Origin of the sequence: Burkholderia gladioli (assembly GCF_000959725.1) — a bacterium.
Taxonomy (GTDB): domain Bacteria; phylum Pseudomonadota; class Gammaproteobacteria; order Burkholderiales; family Burkholderiaceae; genus Burkholderia; species Burkholderia gladioli.
The window spans coordinates 2168153-2183822 of record NZ_CP009323.1 but is presented as its reverse complement, the minus strand read 5'-3'; the positions used below and the strand labels follow the sequence as shown (position 1 = coordinate 2183822).

General features: G+C 70.8%; 13 protein-coding genes. 9 read left to right on the top strand and 4 right to left on the bottom strand.

The window, feature by feature from the left end:
- The first annotated feature begins 84 nt into the window (after positions 1-84).
- From BM43_RS26820 to BM43_RS26805, 4 genes are all read left to right on the top strand, one after another.
- Positions 85-2229, top strand: a complete 2145-nt coding sequence (locus BM43_RS26820; RefSeq protein WP_036048220.1) for a site-specific recombinase — start codon at positions 85-87, stop codon at positions 2227-2229.
- A gap of 123 nt (positions 2230-2352) precedes the next feature.
- Positions 2353-3675, top strand: coding sequence for a THUMP domain-containing class I SAM-dependent RNA methyltransferase (locus BM43_RS26815; protein WP_036048222.1), 1323 nt, complete (start codon positions 2353-2355; stop codon positions 3673-3675).
- A 208-nt stretch (positions 3676-3883) separates the two neighbouring features.
- Entirely contained in the window at positions 3884-4273 is a 390-nt protein-coding gene (locus tag BM43_RS26810) for a VOC family protein (RefSeq protein WP_036048225.1), read from the top strand.
- A gap of 105 nt (positions 4274-4378) precedes the next feature.
- Entirely contained in the window at positions 4379-5107 is a 729-nt protein-coding gene (locus BM43_RS26805) for a helix-turn-helix transcriptional regulator (protein WP_036048228.1), read from the top strand.
- A gap of 31 nt (positions 5108-5138) precedes the next feature.
- On the opposite strand, the gene BM43_RS26800 is transcribed toward BM43_RS26805, so the two are convergent.
- The 3 genes from BM43_RS26800 to BM43_RS26790 are packed head-to-tail and all read right to left on the bottom strand — an operon-like array spanning position 5139 to position 8075.
- Positions 5139-6593, bottom strand: coding sequence for an NAD(P)(+) transhydrogenase (Re/Si-specific) subunit beta (locus tag BM43_RS26800; protein WP_025096759.1), 1455 nt, complete (start codon positions 6591-6593; stop codon positions 5139-5141).
- The gene (locus BM43_RS26795; protein WP_013696677.1) at positions 6590-6919 is read right to left on the bottom strand and encodes an NAD(P) transhydrogenase subunit alpha part 2; all 330 of its coding nucleotides are present in this window, start codon (positions 6917-6919) and stop codon (positions 6590-6592) included. Before BM43_RS26795 ends, BM43_RS26800 begins: the two co-directional genes overlap by 4 nt.
- A 13-nt stretch (positions 6920-6932) precedes the next feature.
- Positions 6933-8075: a Re/Si-specific NAD(P)(+) transhydrogenase subunit alpha gene (locus tag BM43_RS26790; protein WP_036048231.1), complete on the bottom strand. Its 1143-nt coding sequence runs from the start codon at positions 8073-8075 to the stop codon at positions 6933-6935.
- Between the two features lie 318 nt (positions 8076-8393).
- Between BM43_RS26790 and BM43_RS26785 the strand changes: the two genes are divergently transcribed.
- From BM43_RS26785 to BM43_RS26775, 3 genes are all read left to right on the top strand, one after another.
- Positions 8394-8903, top strand: coding sequence for an NUDIX hydrolase (locus BM43_RS26785; RefSeq protein WP_013696675.1), 510 nt, complete (start codon positions 8394-8396; stop codon positions 8901-8903).
- Positions 8900-10072 carry a tRNA 2-thiouridine(34) synthase MnmA gene (gene mnmA / locus BM43_RS26780; RefSeq protein WP_036048232.1) on the top strand — a complete coding sequence of 391 codons (1173 nt, stop codon included), beginning with the start codon at positions 8900-8902 and terminating at the stop codon, positions 10070-10072. Before BM43_RS26785 ends, mnmA begins: the two co-directional genes overlap by 4 nt.
- A 241-nt stretch (positions 10073-10313) precedes the next feature.
- The gene (locus tag BM43_RS26775; protein ID WP_013696673.1) at positions 10314-11933 is read left to right on the top strand and encodes an FMN-binding glutamate synthase family protein; all 1620 of its coding nucleotides are present in this window, start codon (positions 10314-10316) and stop codon (positions 11931-11933) included.
- Positions 11934-12045: 112 nt separating this feature from the next.
- On the opposite strand, the gene BM43_RS26770 is transcribed toward BM43_RS26775, so the two are convergent.
- The gene (locus BM43_RS26770; RefSeq protein ID WP_013696672.1) at positions 12046-12660 is read right to left on the bottom strand and encodes a glutathione S-transferase family protein; all 615 of its coding nucleotides are present in this window, start codon (positions 12658-12660) and stop codon (positions 12046-12048) included.
- Positions 12661-12849: 189 nt separating this feature from the next.
- On the opposite strand from BM43_RS26770, the gene BM43_RS26765 reads away from it, so the two are divergent.
- Together BM43_RS26765 and BM43_RS26760 are read left to right on the top strand one after the other, a co-directional pair.
- On the top strand, positions 12850-14259 hold the full coding sequence (locus BM43_RS26765; protein ID WP_036048234.1) for an aminopeptidase P N-terminal domain-containing protein: 1410 nt from the start codon (positions 12850-12852) through the stop codon (positions 14257-14259).
- Complete coding sequence (locus tag BM43_RS26760; RefSeq protein WP_370449001.1) at positions 14259-15455, top strand: UbiH/UbiF/VisC/COQ6 family ubiquinone biosynthesis hydroxylase; 1197 nt, start codon at positions 14259-14261, stop codon at positions 15453-15455. The genes BM43_RS26765 and BM43_RS26760 overlap by 1 nt, the downstream gene beginning before the upstream one ends.
- Positions 15456-15670: the final 215 nt, after the last annotated feature.

The window sequence follows — 15670 nt, the reverse complement described above, 5'->3', positions numbered from 1 at the left end:
GCGGCCGCCCACCGGCGGGCCGCGCGCGGCTTGCGCTGTCCGACGACCTGCGCCGCCATCCGCGGCGCCCGACCGTGCGCTGCCATGTTCCGTTCCCTGACCACTCTCCTGAAGAAATGGCGTGCCTCGCGCAGTGCCAGCCACCAGCTCGACGCGCTGCTGGCCACGGCCGACGCGAACGCGCCGCATGCCGAGCGCAGCGAGTGGCTGATCGAGCTCGCGCACTGGCTGCGCCGCGAGGGCAGCGTGCAGCCGCCGGCCGCCGAGGGGGCCGCCGCCGAGCCGCCGCGCGGTTTCACGGCCCACGCGCGACTGCGCTACGTGCTGCATGTGCTGGACCGCAATCCGGCCTGGAAGGCCAACGTGGCGCGCATGCTGCGAGCGCTGCTGCGCGAGAGCGACGGCATCTCCCTGCTCTGCGACGCCGGCATGCCGGTGCATTCCGGTTTCTTCGGCGCGCTGTTCGAGCGCATCGACGCCTCGCTGATCCCGCCCGCGCCGAACCGGCGCGAGCTGGCCGCGCTGTTTACGCTGATGTTCCCGGCGCCGTCCGACGCGGCCTGGATCGACGCGCTGCCCGAGGACCTGCTCGCGCGCCTGCAGGCGCTGTTCGCCTACGAGATCACCGAGACCGAGCGCCATGAGCCCGGCTCCTTCTCGCGCGACCTGCTGGCCGCGCTGCACAACCTGACCCTGCAGATCAGCTCGACCGGGCTGTCGCAGACGGTGCGCAGCCGGCTGTCGGGCGACGAGGCGCGCAAGCCCGCCGAGGCCCAGCCCTTCTACCGCCTGACGCGCGCCATGCTGGCGGTGGAGAGCGCGCAGGCCGCGCTGGAAGACAGCGGCCCGGGTGGTTCGGGTGGCGAGGCCAGCAAGCTGCTGCACGAGGTCAACTACCTGCGCGTGCTGCTCGACGAATGCCGGCAATCGGCCGACGAGGTCTCGGCGCACCTGTACCGCAACGGCGTGTCGGTCGACATCGTGTTCCAGGTCGAACGCATGCGCATGCGCATCCACCGCGCCGAATCGCTGCTCAACGCCTGGATGGCGCGCGACGAGCCGCGCGGCCTGGCGCGCCTGACGGCCGAGCTGGTGGACGCCAACCAGAACAGCCAGAGCGTCTCGCACCTGGTGCGCAGCAACTTCTCGCTGTTCGCGCGCAAGCTGGTGGAGACCAATGCCGATACCGGCGAGCACTACATCACGCGCGGCCGCGCCGACTACCTGAAGATGATGCGCATGGCCGCCGGCGGCGGCCTGGTGACGGTCGCCACCGTCTGCGTGAAGTTCTGGATCACCGGCGCGCACCTGCAGTCGATGATCGAGGGCTTCCTGGCCGGCATCAACTACGCGGCCAGCTTCACGCTGATGCACTTCCTGCACTTCACGCTGGCCACCAAGCAGCCGGCGATGACCGCGCCGACGCTGGCGCGCGAGCTCGACGACATCGGCCACGAGGAGGGCGTGAAGCGCTTCGTGGCCTCGGTGGTGGCGCTGATCCGCACCCAGGCGGCCGCCATCGCCGGCAACGTGCTGGTGGTGCTGCCGGTGTGCCTGGCCGTGCAGCTCGGCGCCCACGCCCTGCTGCATGCCGATGTGATCTCGGCCGACAAGGCCCATGCCACGCTGCGCTCGTTCGCGCTGCTCGGCCCCACGCCGATCTACGCGGCGCTGACCGGCGTGCTGCTGTGGGCCTCCAGCCTGATCGCCGGCTGGGCCGACAACTGGTTCGTGCTGCATCGGGTGGGCGACGCGATCGCCTACCACCGGCGCCTGCGCCTCACGCTCGGCGTGAGCGGCGCGGCGCGCCTGGCGAGGTTCTGCAAGAGCAACGTGGCCGGGGTGGTCGGCAACGTCGGGCTAGGCATGATGCTCGGGCTGGTGCCGGCCATCGTCAGCGCCTTCGCGTTCGGTTTCGAGGTGCGCCACGTGACGCTCTCGGCCGGCTCGATCGGCGTGGCGCTGGGCGTGCTCGGCAAGCCCGCGCTGGCCTCGGGCGAACTCTGGTGGGCGGCGGCCGGCGTGCTGTCGATGGCGGTGCTCAACGTGGCCGTCAGCTTCGCGCTGGCCTTCACCATGGCGGTGCGTTCGCGCGCGCTGCGGCCGACCAAGGTGCGCGCGCTGATCAGCGCGATCTGGCGCGCGGTGCGCGCCGATCCGATGAGCCTCATCTGGCCGCGCGCCGCGCGTGGCCCGCACGAGGCCGCGTCGGGACCGGGCGCGCACTGAGGTCGGACGGCCCCGGCGGCGCGCGCGCCGACGCCCGGCCGGCGGCGTCGCGCGATCGCGCCCCTTGGCGGCTTGCCGGGCCGCGTACAATGTCGGCTTTTGCACGCGCCGTCCCGCCCCCCTATGTCCTCCTCTGATTTCGATTTCTTCGCTCCCTGCCCGCGCGGGCTCGAAGCCGCGCTCGCGGCCGAGCTGGCCGAGATCGGCGCGCGCCGCACCGGCGGCGCACCGCTCGATGTCGGCGCCCAGGTGCCGGGCGGCGTCCATTTCCGCGGCGGCTGGACCGCCGGCATGGCCGCCAACCTGCATTCGCGTGTCGCCAGCCGGGTGCTGCTGAAGATCGCCGAGCGCGCCTACCGCAACGAGCAGGAAGTCTATGCGCTGGCGCTCGAGCAGGGCTGGGAGCGCTGGTTCGCCTCGACCCAGACGCTGCGGGTGGACATCACCGCCATCAAGTCGCCGCTCAAGAGCCTCGAATTCGCCACGCTGCGCGTCAAGGACGCGATCTGCGACCGGCTGCGCGAGAAGACCGGCTCGCGCCCGAGCATCGACACCGCGATGCCCGACGTGCGCGTGTTCGCCTTCCTGACCGCCAACCAGTGCACGCTCTACCTCGATACCTCGGGCGAGCCGCTGTTCAAGCGCGGCTGGCGCCTCGACAAGGGCGCGGCACCCCTGCGCGAGAACCTCGCCGCCGGCATCCTGCGCCTGGCCGGCTGGACCCCCGAGCTGCCGCTCTACGACCCGATGTGCGGCAGCGGCACCTTCCTGGCCGAGGCCGCCCAGATCGCGCTGGACGTCGCCCCCGGCGTGGAACGCCGCTTCGGCTTCGAGAAGCTCAAGCAGTACGACATCACCGCCTGGCAGACCCTCAAGGTCGGCGCGATGGACGCCAAGCGCGCCGCGCGCGGCCGCCGCGACGCGCTGCCCGTGTACGGCAGCGACATCTCGGGCGACATGCTCGACAAGGCGCGCGCCAACCTCGAGCGCGCCGGCGCGCCGGGCGTCTCGCTCAAGCAGGTGGACGCGCGCTTCATGGCGCCGCCCTGCGACGCGCCGGGCCTGATCATCGCCAATCCGCCCTATGGCGAGCGGATCGAGGTGCGCGGGCGCAGCGCGCGCGGCGAGGTCCGCGAGACGGGCCGCAACCGCGGCGCCGACGATGCCTTCCGCCGCACCCACACCGATGCGCCCGACGGTGAGTTCTTCGCCGCGCTCGGCACCGCGCTCAAGCAACGCTTCACGGGCTGGCAGGCCTTCCTGCTGAGCTCGGATCGCTCGCTGCCGGGCCAGCTGCGCCTGCGCGAATCGGCCAAGACGCCGCTGTTCAACGGCGCGCTCGAATGCCGGCTGTTCCGCTTCGACGTGGTGGCCGGCAGCGTGCGGCAGCGGCCGGCCGGCGAGGCTGGCGCCGGCGCGGACAACGCCGGGACGGGCCAGGACTGATGCCTGGACCGGCGCCCGAAAGGCGTCGCGCATGACACGACAGGGCCGGAATTTCCGGCCCTGTCGCGTTTCGTGAGCCCGCCCCGCGGCGCGCGGGCCGCGGCCATGCTGCCGGCTGCTGACAGCACGCTGTCAGCAGGGCCCCCGCACACTGCGTCTCACCGCATCGGCTGCGATGCGAACCACCCCGCCCCTCCAGGAGACGCAGATGAACACCGCCACCACCACCCGCGCGATCAGCTGGTTCGAGATCCCCACCCACGATCTCGATCGCGCCACGCGCTTCTACGAAACCCTGCTCGACAAGCGCCTGAAGCGCGAGAATCTCGGCGGCTCGCTGCTCGCGATCTTCGAGCACGACGACGGCCAGACCGGCGGCGCGCTGGTGCAGGACCCGCTCGGCAGCAAGCCGGCCGCGGCCGGCCCGGTGCTCTACCTCGAGGCCGGCGAATCGGCGCAGGCCGCGCTGGAACGCGCCCGGCGCGCCGGCGGCATCATCGAGGGCGCGGTGATCGAGCTGCCGCGCGAGATCGGCTACATCGCCTACGTGCTCGACACCGAGGGCAACCGCATCGGCCTGCACGCGCGGGGCCGATGAGCCGCTCCGGCACCGATCGGCACGCCAACCGGCCCAGGCCGTGCCAGGCGCACCGGGCGGCGCTATCATCGCCGCACCACCCTCGTGCCCGCTTGCCTCGTCACCATGACCCGTCGCGCCGACCGCCTGTTCCAGATCGCCGAGCTGCTGCGCGGCCGCCGCCTGACCACCGCGCAGCAGCTCGCGCAATGGATGTCGGTGTCGCTGCGCACCGTCTATCGCGACGTACGCGACCTGCAGCTCTCGGGCGTGCCGATCGAGGGGGAGGCCGGCATCGGCTACCGCCTGGACCGCTCGGCCAGCCTGCCGCCGCTCACGTTTACGGCCGACGAGCTGGCCGCGCTGGCGGCCGGCGCGCGCATGCTCGAATCCTGGGGCGGCGCGCGCTTCGCCGGCGGCGCCCGCTCGGCGCTGGCCAAGATCGCCTCGGCGATGCCGGCCGACAAGCGCATCGTGCTGGACCGGCTGCCGGTGTTCGCGCCCTCGCAGCGCGTGGACGCCACCTATTCGCAGACCATGGACGTGCTGCATCGCGCGCTCGACGAGCGGCGCGTGGTGCATTTCCAGTACCGGGACAAGCAGGATGCGGCCAGCGAGCGGCGCATCTGGCCGCTCGGGCTGGTGTATTGGGGCGGCCAGTGGACGCTGTCGGCCTGGTGCGAGCTGCGCGGCGACTTCCGCAACTTCGACGTGGCCCGCATCCGGGGGCCGAGCGTCCACGAGGTCCATCCCGACCTCGACGGACGCCGGCTGGCCGATTTCCTGCGCATCGCCCATCGCGAATGCGGGCAGGATCTGGACGGCAAGGCCCGGCGCGGCGGCCGGGCCGGATAAGGCTGGCGACGCCGGTGGCGCCCGGCGCGCCCTACTCGACCGCCTTCACCATGTCCTCGACCACCTTCTTGGCGTCGCCGAACACCATCATGGTCTTGTCCATGTAGAACAGCTCGTTGTCGAGCCCGGCGTAGCCGGAAGCCATCGAGCGCTTGTTGACGATCACGGTGCGCGCCTTGTAGGCCTCGAGGATCGGCATGCCCGCGATCGGCGATTTCGGATCGTTCTTCGCCGCGGGGTTGACCACGTCGTTGGCGCCGAGCACCAGCACCACGTCGGTCTGCCCGAACTCGTTGTTGATGTCCTCCATCTCGTAGACCAGGTCGTAGGGCACCTCGGCCTCGGCGAGCAGCACGTTCATGTGTCCCGGCATGCGTCCGGCCACCGGATGGATCGCGTAGCGCACGTCGATGCCCTTGGCGATCAGCTTGTCGGTCAGCTCCTTGAGGGCGTGCTGGGCACGCGCCACCGCCAGCCCGTAGCCGGGCACGATCACCACCGTCTCGGCATTGCCGAGCATGAAGGCGGCATCGTCGGCCGAGCCCGACTTCACCGGCCGCTGCTCCTTCGCGCCGCCCGCCTCGGCCCCGCCGGCCTCGCCGCCGAAGCCGCCGAGGATGACGTTGAAGAAGGAGCGGTTCATGGCGTGGCACATGATGTAGGACAGGATCGCGCCCGACGAGCCGACCAGCGAGCCGGCGATGATCAGCATCGGGTTGTTCAGCGAGAAGCCGATCCCGGCCGCGGCCCATCCGGAGTACGAATTGAGCATCGACACCACCACCGGCATGTCCGCGCCGCCGATCGGGATGATGATCAGCACGCCGAGCGCGAAGGCGATCGCGGTCATCACGATGAAGGGCAGCCAGGATTGCGTCAGGAAGAACAGGACGCCGAAGCCGAGCATGCCGATCGCCAGCATCAGGTTGATCAGGTGCTGGCCGGCGTAGACCACCGGCGCGCCCTGGAACAGCCTGAACTTGTACTTGCCCGAGAGCTTGCCGAAGGCGATCACCGAACCGGAGAAGGTGATCGCGCCGACGAAGGTGCCGATGAACAGCTCGATGCGATTGCCGTAGGGGATGAAGTTGGCCGCGGCCGCGTCCTGCGGCACCAGGCCGAAGGCTTCCGGCTCGGCCACCACGGCATAGGCGATGCAGACCGCCGCCAGGCCGATCAGCGAGTGCATCGCGGCCACCAGCTCGGGCATCTTGGTCATCTCGACGCGAGCGGCCACGTAGGCGCCCACCGCGCCGCCGACCACCAGCGCGCCGAGCACCAGGGCCAGGCCAAGCGGCAGGTTGGCGCCGAGCCAGGCGGCCTGCCTGGCGATCAGCGCGATCGTGGTGAGGATCGCGATCGCCATCCCGACCATGCCGAACAGGTTGCCGCGCCGCGCGCTCTTCGGGTTCGACAGGCCCTTGAGCGCCTGGATGAAGCAGACCGAGGCGAGCAGGTACAGCAGGGTGACCAGATTCAGGCTCATCGCGCGCCCTCCTTGCCCTCGCCGGCCGCGCGTTTCGGTTCCTTCTTCCTGAACATCTCCAGCATGCGCCGGGTGACCAGGAAGCCGCCGAACACGTTGACCGCCGCCAGCGCCACCGCCACCGTGCCGAACACCTTGCCGGTGGTGCCCACCGTGAGCGCCGCGGCCAGCATCGCGCCGACGATCACGATCGCCGAGATCGCGTTGGTGACGGCCATCAGCGGCGTGTGCAGCGCCGGCGTCACGTTCCAGACCACGTGGTAGCCCACATAGACGGCCAGCACGAAGATGATCAGGTTGATCACCGTGTGATTGATCAATTCCATCGCGGCCTTCCCCTTACTTGCGCACGACCTCGCCGTCGCGACACAGCAGCGTCGCGGCGACGATGTCGTCGTTCATGTCGATGTTCAAGGCGCCTTCCTTCGTCACGATCAGCTTGAGGAAGTCGGCGAGATTGCGCGCGTAGAGCGCCGAGGCGTCGGCGCCGACCTGCGCGGCGAGATTGGTGTGGCCGGCGATGGTCACCCCGTGCACCTTCACCACCTGGTCGGCCACCGTCAGCGGGCAGTTGCCGCCGCGCCGGCCGTCGGCGTTCTCGGGGCCGCGCCCGGCGGCCAGGTCGACGATCACCGCGCCCGGCTTCATGGCGGCCACCGTGTCGGCCTGGATCAGGGTCGGCGCGGGCCGCCCCGGGATCAGCGCGGTGCAGATCACGATGTCGGCCTGCTTCGCGCGTTCGTGCACCAGGGCCGCCTGGCGCGCCAGCCACGAAGACGGCATCGGCCGCGCGTAGCCGCCGGTGCCCTGGGCGGCCTCGCGCTCCTCGTCGGTCTCGAAGGGCACGTCGACGAACTTCGCGCCGAGCGACTCGATCTGCTCCTTCACCGCCGGGCGCACGTCGGAAGCCTCGATCACGGCGCCCAGCCGCTTGGCGGTGGCGATCGCCTGCAGGCCCGCCACGCCGGCGCCGAGCACCAGCACGCGGGCGGCCTTCACGGTGCCCGCGGCGGTCATCAGCATCGGCAGGAAGCGCGGATAGAGCGCGGCGGCCACCAGCACCGCCTTGTAGCCGGCGATATTGGCCTGCGAGGACAGCACGTCCAGGCTCTGCGCGCGCGTGGTGCGCGGCGCGGCCTCCAGCGCGAAGCCGGTCACGCCGGCCGCGGCGAGCCGCGCGGCCTGTTCGGCATTGAAGGGATCGAGCATGCCGACCAGCACCGCGCCACGCTTCATCTGCGGCAATTCGTCGCTGTCTGGCGCCTGCACCTTCAGCACGATCTCGGCGGCATAGGCGGCGGCACGCTCGCCGAGCGTGGCGCCGGCCGCGGCATAGGCCTCGTCGGGGAAACTGGCGGCCGCCCCGGCGCCGCGCTCGACGCACACCGAGTGGCCGGCCGCCACGTATTTCTTCACGGTTTCCGGCGTCGCGGCTACGCGCGCCTCGTTCGCCCGCGTCTCGGCAGGCACTCCGATAAGCATCGTGATCCCTCCAGCTTGCGTTCTGATTCTTGGTTTCGACGGCAAGGCGAGCCGGGGAAGCGACGACCGGCTCGAAGGCAACGGCAGATTCCACGCGCCAATGTACCCGAAAGCGCCGGGCGCGCCGAGATCCGGCCCTTTCCCGGTGGACAAACCGTGCCGGATCGTCCAGGCACGGCGCGCGGCGCTGAAAACGGGGCGGCATCGATGCCGGGCGCGGGCCGGCGACGGGCGCCGCGCCGCATCGGCGACGACGCGCCGCGCGAGGCTCGCCCGGGGTTCGGCAGCCGCGCCCGCCAACCGGTAAAATGCACGCCCATGAAACCCGAACTCTGGACCCCGCACGTCACGGTGGCCGCGATCGTCGAGCGCGACGGACGTTTCCTGCTGATCGAGGAACACACCTCGGGCGGCCTGCGGCTCAACCAGCCGGCCGGCCATCTCGAGGCCGGCGAGACGCTGGTCGACGCCGTGATCCGCGAAACCCTCGAGGAAACCGCGCATCCGTTCGAGCCGCAGGCGCTGGTGGGCGTCTACCAGACGCATTTCGAGCGGCCCGCCAAGGGCGGCGCGACCTACCTGCGCTTCACCTTCTGCGGGCGGGCCGGCGAGGCCGTCGCAGGGCTTGCGCTCGACGAGGGCATCGTCCGCACGCTATGGATGACGGCCGAGGAGCTGCGCGCCGCCGAGAACCGCCATCGCACGCCCGCAGTGATGCGCTGCGTCGACGACTACCTCGCCGGTCGCCGCGTGCCGCTGGAGTTCGTCCATACGCATTCCGTCGCGCCCTATCGCGCGACGCCCGAACATCAGGCTGTCAGCAAATGAAGAAGCAACGTGTCGTGGTCGGCATGTCGGGCGGTGTCGATTCGTCGGTCACCGCGTGGCTGCTCAAGGAACAGGGTTACGACGTGGTCGGCCTGTTCATGAAGAACTGGGAAGACGATGACGACGGCGAGTACTGCTCGACGCGCCAGGACTGGATCGACGTGGTGTCGGTGGCGGACCTGATCGGCATCGACGTGGAAGCCGTCAACTTCGCCGCCGAGTACAAGGACCGCGTGTTCGCGGAGTTCCTGCGCGAGTACTCGGCCGGGCGCACGCCGAACCCGGACGTGCTCTGCAATGCCGAGATCAAGTTCAAGGCCTTCCTCGACCACGCCATGTCGCTGGGCGCCGAGACCATCGCCACCGGCCACTACGCGCGCGTGCGCGAACGCGAGGGCCGCTTCGAGCTGCTCAAGGCCTTCGACCACACCAAGGACCAGTCCTACTTCCTGCACCGGCTGAACCAGGCGCAACTGTCGAAGACGCTGTTCCCGCTCGGCGAGATGCCGAAGACGCGGGTGCGCGAGATCGCCGAGCAGATCGGCCTGCCGAACGCGAAGAAGAAGGATTCGACCGGCATCTGCTTCATCGGCGAGCGGCCGTTCCGCGATTTCCTGAACCGCTACCTGCCGACCAGGCCGGGGCCGATGAAGACGCCCGACGGCAAGCGCGTCGGCGAGCATATCGGGCTGGCCTTCTACACCTTCGGCCAGCGCAAGGGCATCGGCCTGGGCGGCAGCAAGGACGGCAGCGGCGAACCCTGGTTCGTGGCCGGCAAGGACATCGCCTCGAACACGCTCTACGTCGCGCAGGGCCACGAGCATCCCTGGCTGCTGTCGCGCGAGCTGGTGGCGGGCAACGTCAGCTGGGTGGCCGGCGAGCCGCCCGCCGACGGCTTCGCCTGCGGCGCGAAAACGCGCTACCGCCAGGCCGACGCGCCCTGCTCCTTCGCCCGCGCGAAGGCCGGCGAAGCGGGCGAGGCGCGCTTCTCGCTCGGTTTCGACACGCCGCAATGGGCCGTCACGCCGGGCCAGTCGGCGGTGCTCTACGACGGCGAGATCTGCCTGGGCGGCGGCATCATCGAATCGGTCGCGACCGGCCAGCCGGGCTCGGCCGAGGCGGTCGCCGCGGCGCGCACGCACGAACTGGCGAGCGGCCTGGCGAGTTGAGCGCCGCGCCGGCCGACCCGGGCAACCGGGGCCGGCGGCGCCTGCGAGAGGAGCGCCAAGCTTTCAATCGCCTTCAAAGAGGGCACGCTTCGAGGCGCGCTGACACATTCTCGGTTTAGACTTGCGGCACGCGACAATCGGTCGCTGATCGGTGGCAGCCCCACCGGCGGCCTGCCTCGCGCGCCGCCAGCCGCAGGGCCGGCGGCGGCATGGCGGCCAACCGAAGAACAAGGAATCCCCCATGTTTGCAAGACGTTATCTCGCGATGTGGTGCGCGACGCTCGCGCTCGTGCTGCTCGTCGTGCTCGCCTCGGCCCACCTGATCGCCTGGCCCTGGTGCCTGATCCCCGCCGCCTTCGTCGCGCTCGGCCTCTACGACCTGAAACAGGATCATCACGCGATCCTGCGGAACTACCCGCTCTGGGGCCACTTCCGCTTCATGTTCGAGTTCATCCGCCCCGAGATCCGCCAGTATTTCGTCGAGGACGACACCGACGAGAAACCCTTCTCGCGCGCGCAGCGCAGCGTGGTCTACCAGCGCGCCAAGAACGTCGCCGACAACCGGCCCTACGGCACCGAGCTCAACGTCAAGGCCACCGCGCACGAATGGATCAGCCACTCGCTGGCGCCGACCAAGCTCGCCAACCACGACTTCCGGATCCGCGTCGGCGCGAGCCGCGCCCAGCCCTACGACATCTCGATCTTCAACATCTCGGCGATGAGCTTCGGCTCGCTGTCGGCCAACGCGATCCGCTCGCTCAACCTGGGCGCGAAGAAGGGCGGTTTCGCGCACGACACCGGCGAGGGCTCGCTGTCGAAGTACCACCGCGAGCACGGCGGCGATATCATCTGGGAAATCGCCTCCGGTTACTTCGGATGCCGTAACGACGACGGCAGCTTCAATCCCGACAAGTTCGCCAGGCAGGCGGCCGACCCGCAGGTCAAGATGATCGAGGTGAAGCTCTCGCAGGGTGCCAAGCCGGGCCACGGCGGCGTGCTGCCGGCCGCCAAGATCACCCCCGAGATCGCCGAGACACGCGGCGTGCCGATGGGCAAGGACTGCATCTCGCCGGCCACCCATTCGGAGTTCTCGACGCCGCGCGGCCTGCTCGAATTCGTCGAGCGGCTGCGCACGCTCTCGGGCGGCAAGCCGACCGGCTTCAAGCTGTGCATCGGCCATCCCTGGGAATTCTTCGGCATCGCCAAGGCGATGCTCGAGACCGGCATCGTGCCCGACTTCATCGTGGTGGACGGCGCCGAGGGCGGCACCGGCGCGGCGCCGCTCGAATTCACCGACCACGTGGGCGTGCCGCTGCAGGAAGGCCTGCTGCTGGTGCACAACACCCTGGTGGGGATCGGCCTGCGCGAGCGCGTGAAGATCGGCGCGAGCGGCAAGATCATCACCGCCTTCGACGTGGCGCGCACGCTGGCGATCGGCGCGGACTGGGTGAACTCGGCGCGCGGCTTCATGTTCGCGGTCGGCTGCATCCAGGCCCAGACCTGCCATACCGGCCGCTGCCCGACCGGCGTGGCGACCCAGGACGAGGTGCGCCAGCGCGCGCTGGTGGTGCCCGACAAGTCCGAGCGCGTCTACAACTTCCACCGCAACACGCTGCACGCGCTGCAGGAACTGGTGCAGGCCGCCGGCCTCGCGCATCCGGCCGACCTGCGCGCGCATCACATCGTGCAGCGTATCGCGCCGCACGAGGTCCGGTTGATGTCGCAACTGCTCAAGTATGTGAAGCCGGGCGCGCTGCTCGGCGGCGAGAAGCTCGGCCTCACGCTCTACGACACCTGGTGGCCGGTGTCGCGCAGCGATACCTTCACGATCGGCGACGCCGCCTACGCGGCCTACGATTGAGCCTCGGCCGGCGCTGGCCTCAAGCGTCGGCGCTGCCGCGCATGCATGAAAAAAACGCCCCGCCGGCTGATCCCGGCGGGGCGTTCTTGCTGACGGGCGGCCAGCTCGCGACTCAGTCCTGCGGCACCGTGTCGATGAAGGTCTGGCGCTGCGACAGCTTCTGGTAGTGCTTGTCGAGATTGGGATGGCGTTCGCGCCAGCCCAGCTCCGGCATGCGGAAATCGAGATAACCGAGCGCACAGCCGAGCGTGACGTCGGCCAGCGTGTAGTGGTTGCCGGCGCACCACGGCTTGCCGCCGAGGCCCTGCGACATGGCCACCAGGCCGTCGTCGATCTTGCGCTGCTGGCGCGCGATCCAGGCCTCGCTGCGCTGCTCGGGGGTGCGCTGCACGTTCTCGATGCGGATCCCGACCGAGGCGTCGAGCACGCCGTCGCCGAGCGCCTCCCAGCACCGCACCTCGACGCGTTCGCGGCCCGAGGCCGGGATCAGCTTGCCGACCGGCGACAGCGTGTCGACGTATTCGCAGATCACGCGCGAATCGAACACGGCCGCGCCGTCCTCCATCACCAGGCACGGCACCTTGCCGAGCGGATTGGCGGCGTGGATCGTGGTGTCGGCTGCCCACACGTTCTCGAGTTCCAGCTTGTAGTCGATCTTCTTTTCGGCGAGCACGATACGCGCCTTGCGCACGTAAGGGCTGCTGAGCGAACCGATGAGTTTCATCATCCTGCCTGAAATGTAAATAGCGCCCGAGAGTATACGTCGTCGGCGATCATAACCGGGCCTGCCGGCTGTCCGCCAAGTCGGCCATCCGGCCTGTGGATCGGATGCAACAGCCGCCGGGCGCCATTCGGCGGCCCGCGCGGCGGTGCCGGGGAGCGGGCGCGGCGCCCGCCACAGCGCTACAATCGCGCCATGAACGCCGCCACCGAAACCACCCTCGCCCCCGACGTCTACCGCCAGCGCCGTGCGCGCGTGCTCGCCGCGCTGCGCGCGGCAGGCGGCGGCGTCGCGATCGTCCCCACCGCCCAGGAAGTGATGCGCAACCGCGATGCCGGTTACCCGTTCCGGCACGACAGCTACTTCTATTACCTGAGCGGCTTCTGCGAACCCGACGCGCTGCTGGTGCTCGACGCGAGCGCCGCCGAGGGCGAGCCGCAATCGATCCTGTTCTGTCGTGCGAAACATCCCGAGCGCGAGATCTGGGAAGGTTTCCACTACGGGCCCGAAGCCGCGCGCGAGGCCTTCGGCTTCGACGCCGCCTTCCCCAACGACGCGCTCGACGCCGAGCTGCCGCGCCTGCTGGCCGACGCGGGCGCGGTGCACTACCGCTTCGGCGCCTCGCCCGAGCTCGAGCGCAAGCTCGCCGGCTGGCTCGACGCGGTGCGCGCCAAGGCCCGCTCGGGCGTGGCCGCGCCGGCCTCCGCCCACGATCTCGCGCCGCTGCTCGACGAGATGCGGCTGGTGAAGGACGCCCACGAGCAGGCCATCATGCGCCGCGCCGCCAGCATCTCGGCCAGCGCACATCGGCGCGCGATGGCGGCCACGCGCCCCGGCATCCGCGAATACGAGATCGAGGCCGAGCTGCTGCACGAATTCCGCCGCCACGGCTCGGCCGGCCCCGCCTATGGCTCGATCGTCGCGGCCGGCGCCAATGCCTGCGTGCTGCACTACCCGGCCGGCAACGCGGTGGCGCGCGACGGCGACCTGATCCTGATCGACGCGGCCTGCGAACTGGAGGGCTACGCCTCCGACATCACCCGCACCTTTCCCGCCAACGGCAAATTCTCGGGCCCGCAACGCGCGCTCTACGACATCGTGCTGGCCGCGCAGGCCGCCGCCGCCGCGGCCACGCGCCCCGGCGTGCCCTTCGAGGCGCCGCACGAGGCGGCGGTGCGCGTGCTCGCGCAAGGCCTGCTCGACACCGGCATCGTGCCGAAGTCGCGCTTCGCGAGCGTCGACGACGTGATCGCCGAGCGCGCCTACGCGCGCTTCTACATGCATCGCACCGGCCACTGGCTCGGCATGGACGTGCACGATTGCGGCGATTACCGCCAGCGCGACGCCGAACGCGACGCGCAGGGCATGCTGCCGTGGCGCGCGCTGCGCGAGGGCATGGCGCTGACCATCGAGCCGGGCCTCTACGTGCGCGCGGCCGACGACGTGCCGGCCGAATTCCACGACATCGGCATCCGCATCGAGGACGACGCCTTCGTGACGGCCGACGGCTGCGAGCTGATCACGCGCGAGGTGCCGGTGGCGGCCGACGAGATCGAGGCGCTGATGCGCGACGCCCGCGGCAGCTCGGGCACGCCCGCGCGATGATGCCGGCTTCCACCACCAACGCCCCGTTCGACGCCGATATCGCCATCGTCGGCGCGGGCCCGGTCGGGCTCGCGCTGGCCGGCTGGCTGGCGCGGCGCAGCGCGACGCAGGCGCTGTCGACGGTGCTGGTCGATGCGCGCGATCCCTCGGCGAGCCTCGGCGACCCGCGCGCGATCGCGGTCTCGCACGGCAGCCGCGTGCTGCTCGGCGCGCTCGGCTGGCCCGCCGACGCGACGCCGATCCACCATATCCACGTCTCGCAGCGCGGCCACTTCGGCCGCACCCTGATCGACCGCGATGAACACGGCGTCGATGCGCTCGGTTACGTGGCGCGCTACGGCTCGCTGGTCGACACGCTGGCGCGCGCGGTGCGCGGCACGCGCGTGCAGTGGCTGACCTCGACCAGCGCGCGCGCGCCGCAACAGGACGCCGAGGGCGTGACGGTCACGCTGGACACCCCGCAAGGCGAGCGCGCGCTGCGTGTGCGCACGCTGGTCAACGCCGAGGGCGGCCTGTTCCAGGACACGCCGCGCGACGACGCCGGCGACACGCGCCATCGCCGCGACTACGCGCAGACGGCGATCGTCGGCACGGTGAGCGTCTCGGCACCGAAACCGAACGTGGCCTGGGAACGCTTCACCGCCGAAGGCCCGCTCGCGCTGCTGCCCACCGGCGGCGCCGGCCAGGCCGACTACGCGCTGGTCTGGTGCTGCTCGCCCGCCGAGGCCACGCGCCGCGCGACGCTGCCCGACGAGGCCTTCCTCGAGGAACTGGGCATCGCCTTCGGCGAGCGCATGGGCCGCTTCACGCGCATCGTCGGCCGCGCGGCCTTCCCGCTCGGGCTGGCCGCCGCGCCGACCCTGGTCAAGGGCCGCATTGCGATCGTCGGCAACGCCGCCCAGACGCTGCACCCGGTGGCCGGCCAGGGCCTGAACCTGGGCCTGCGCGACGCGCACACGCTGGTGGACACGATCTCCGAGCATGGCGCCACGCCGCTCGCGCTGGCCGCCTTCAACACGCGCCGTGCGCTCGACCGCCGCCTCACGATCGGCGCGACCGATACGCTGGCGCGCCTGTTTACGGTCGAATCGCGCTCGCTCGGGGCGCTGCGCGGCGCCGCGCTGAGCGCGCTCGAGTTCGTGTCGCCACTCAAGACGGCGATCGCGCGACAGATGATGTTCGGCCAGCGTCGCTGAACGCGCGACGGGGCCATGCAGGGCCATGCGCGGCGCGGCAGGCCGCCCGGCGTGGATCCGCCCCGATTTTCCGGCCGCGCGCGCAGCGCGGCTTTCGCCGCCCGCCATCGCGCGCCGTCACCGCGCTTTCATCAAAGCTTCATCGCGATTTGACGTTAGTCGACAATTACGCCCGCCCGGCCCCTCGCCCGCTTACGGTAAAATGCGCGTTTTCC

What these genes read in the sequence shown, in the direction of transcription:
- BM43_RS26760 (WP_370449001.1), top strand. Translation starts at nt 14,259, where the DNA reads ATGCCGGCTTCCACCACCAACGCCCCGTTCGACGCCGATATCGCCATC.
- BM43_RS26765 (WP_036048234.1), top strand. Translation starts at nt 12,850, where the DNA reads ATGAACGCCGCCACCGAAACCACCCTCGCCCCCGACGTCTACCGCCAG.
- BM43_RS26800 (WP_025096759.1), bottom strand. Translation starts at nt 6,593, where the DNA reads ATGAGCCTGAATCTGGTCACCCTGCTGTACCTGCTCGCCTCGGTCTGC.
- BM43_RS26820 (WP_036048220.1), top strand. Translation starts at nt 85, where the DNA reads ATGTTCCGTTCCCTGACCACTCTCCTGAAGAAATGGCGTGCCTCGCGC.
- BM43_RS26795 (WP_013696677.1), bottom strand. Translation starts at nt 6,919, where the DNA reads ATGGAATTGATCAATCACACGGTGATCAACCTGATCATCTTCGTGCTG.
- BM43_RS26810 (WP_036048225.1), top strand. Translation starts at nt 3,884, where the DNA reads ATGAACACCGCCACCACCACCCGCGCGATCAGCTGGTTCGAGATCCCC.
- BM43_RS26770 (WP_013696672.1), bottom strand. Translation starts at nt 12,660, where the DNA reads ATGATGAAACTCATCGGTTCGCTCAGCAGCCCTTACGTGCGCAAGGCG.
- BM43_RS26785 (WP_013696675.1), top strand. Translation starts at nt 8,394, where the DNA reads ATGAAACCCGAACTCTGGACCCCGCACGTCACGGTGGCCGCGATCGTC.
- BM43_RS26805 (WP_036048228.1), top strand. Translation starts at nt 4,379, where the DNA reads ATGACCCGTCGCGCCGACCGCCTGTTCCAGATCGCCGAGCTGCTGCGC.
- mnmA (WP_036048232.1), top strand. Translation starts at nt 8,900, where the DNA reads ATGAAGAAGCAACGTGTCGTGGTCGGCATGTCGGGCGGTGTCGATTCG.
- BM43_RS26815 (WP_036048222.1), top strand. Translation starts at nt 2,353, where the DNA reads ATGTCCTCCTCTGATTTCGATTTCTTCGCTCCCTGCCCGCGCGGGCTC.
- BM43_RS26790 (WP_036048231.1), bottom strand. Translation starts at nt 8,075, where the DNA reads ATGCTTATCGGAGTGCCTGCCGAGACGCGGGCGAACGAGGCGCGCGTA.
- BM43_RS26775 (WP_013696673.1), top strand. Translation starts at nt 10,314, where the DNA reads ATGTTTGCAAGACGTTATCTCGCGATGTGGTGCGCGACGCTCGCGCTC.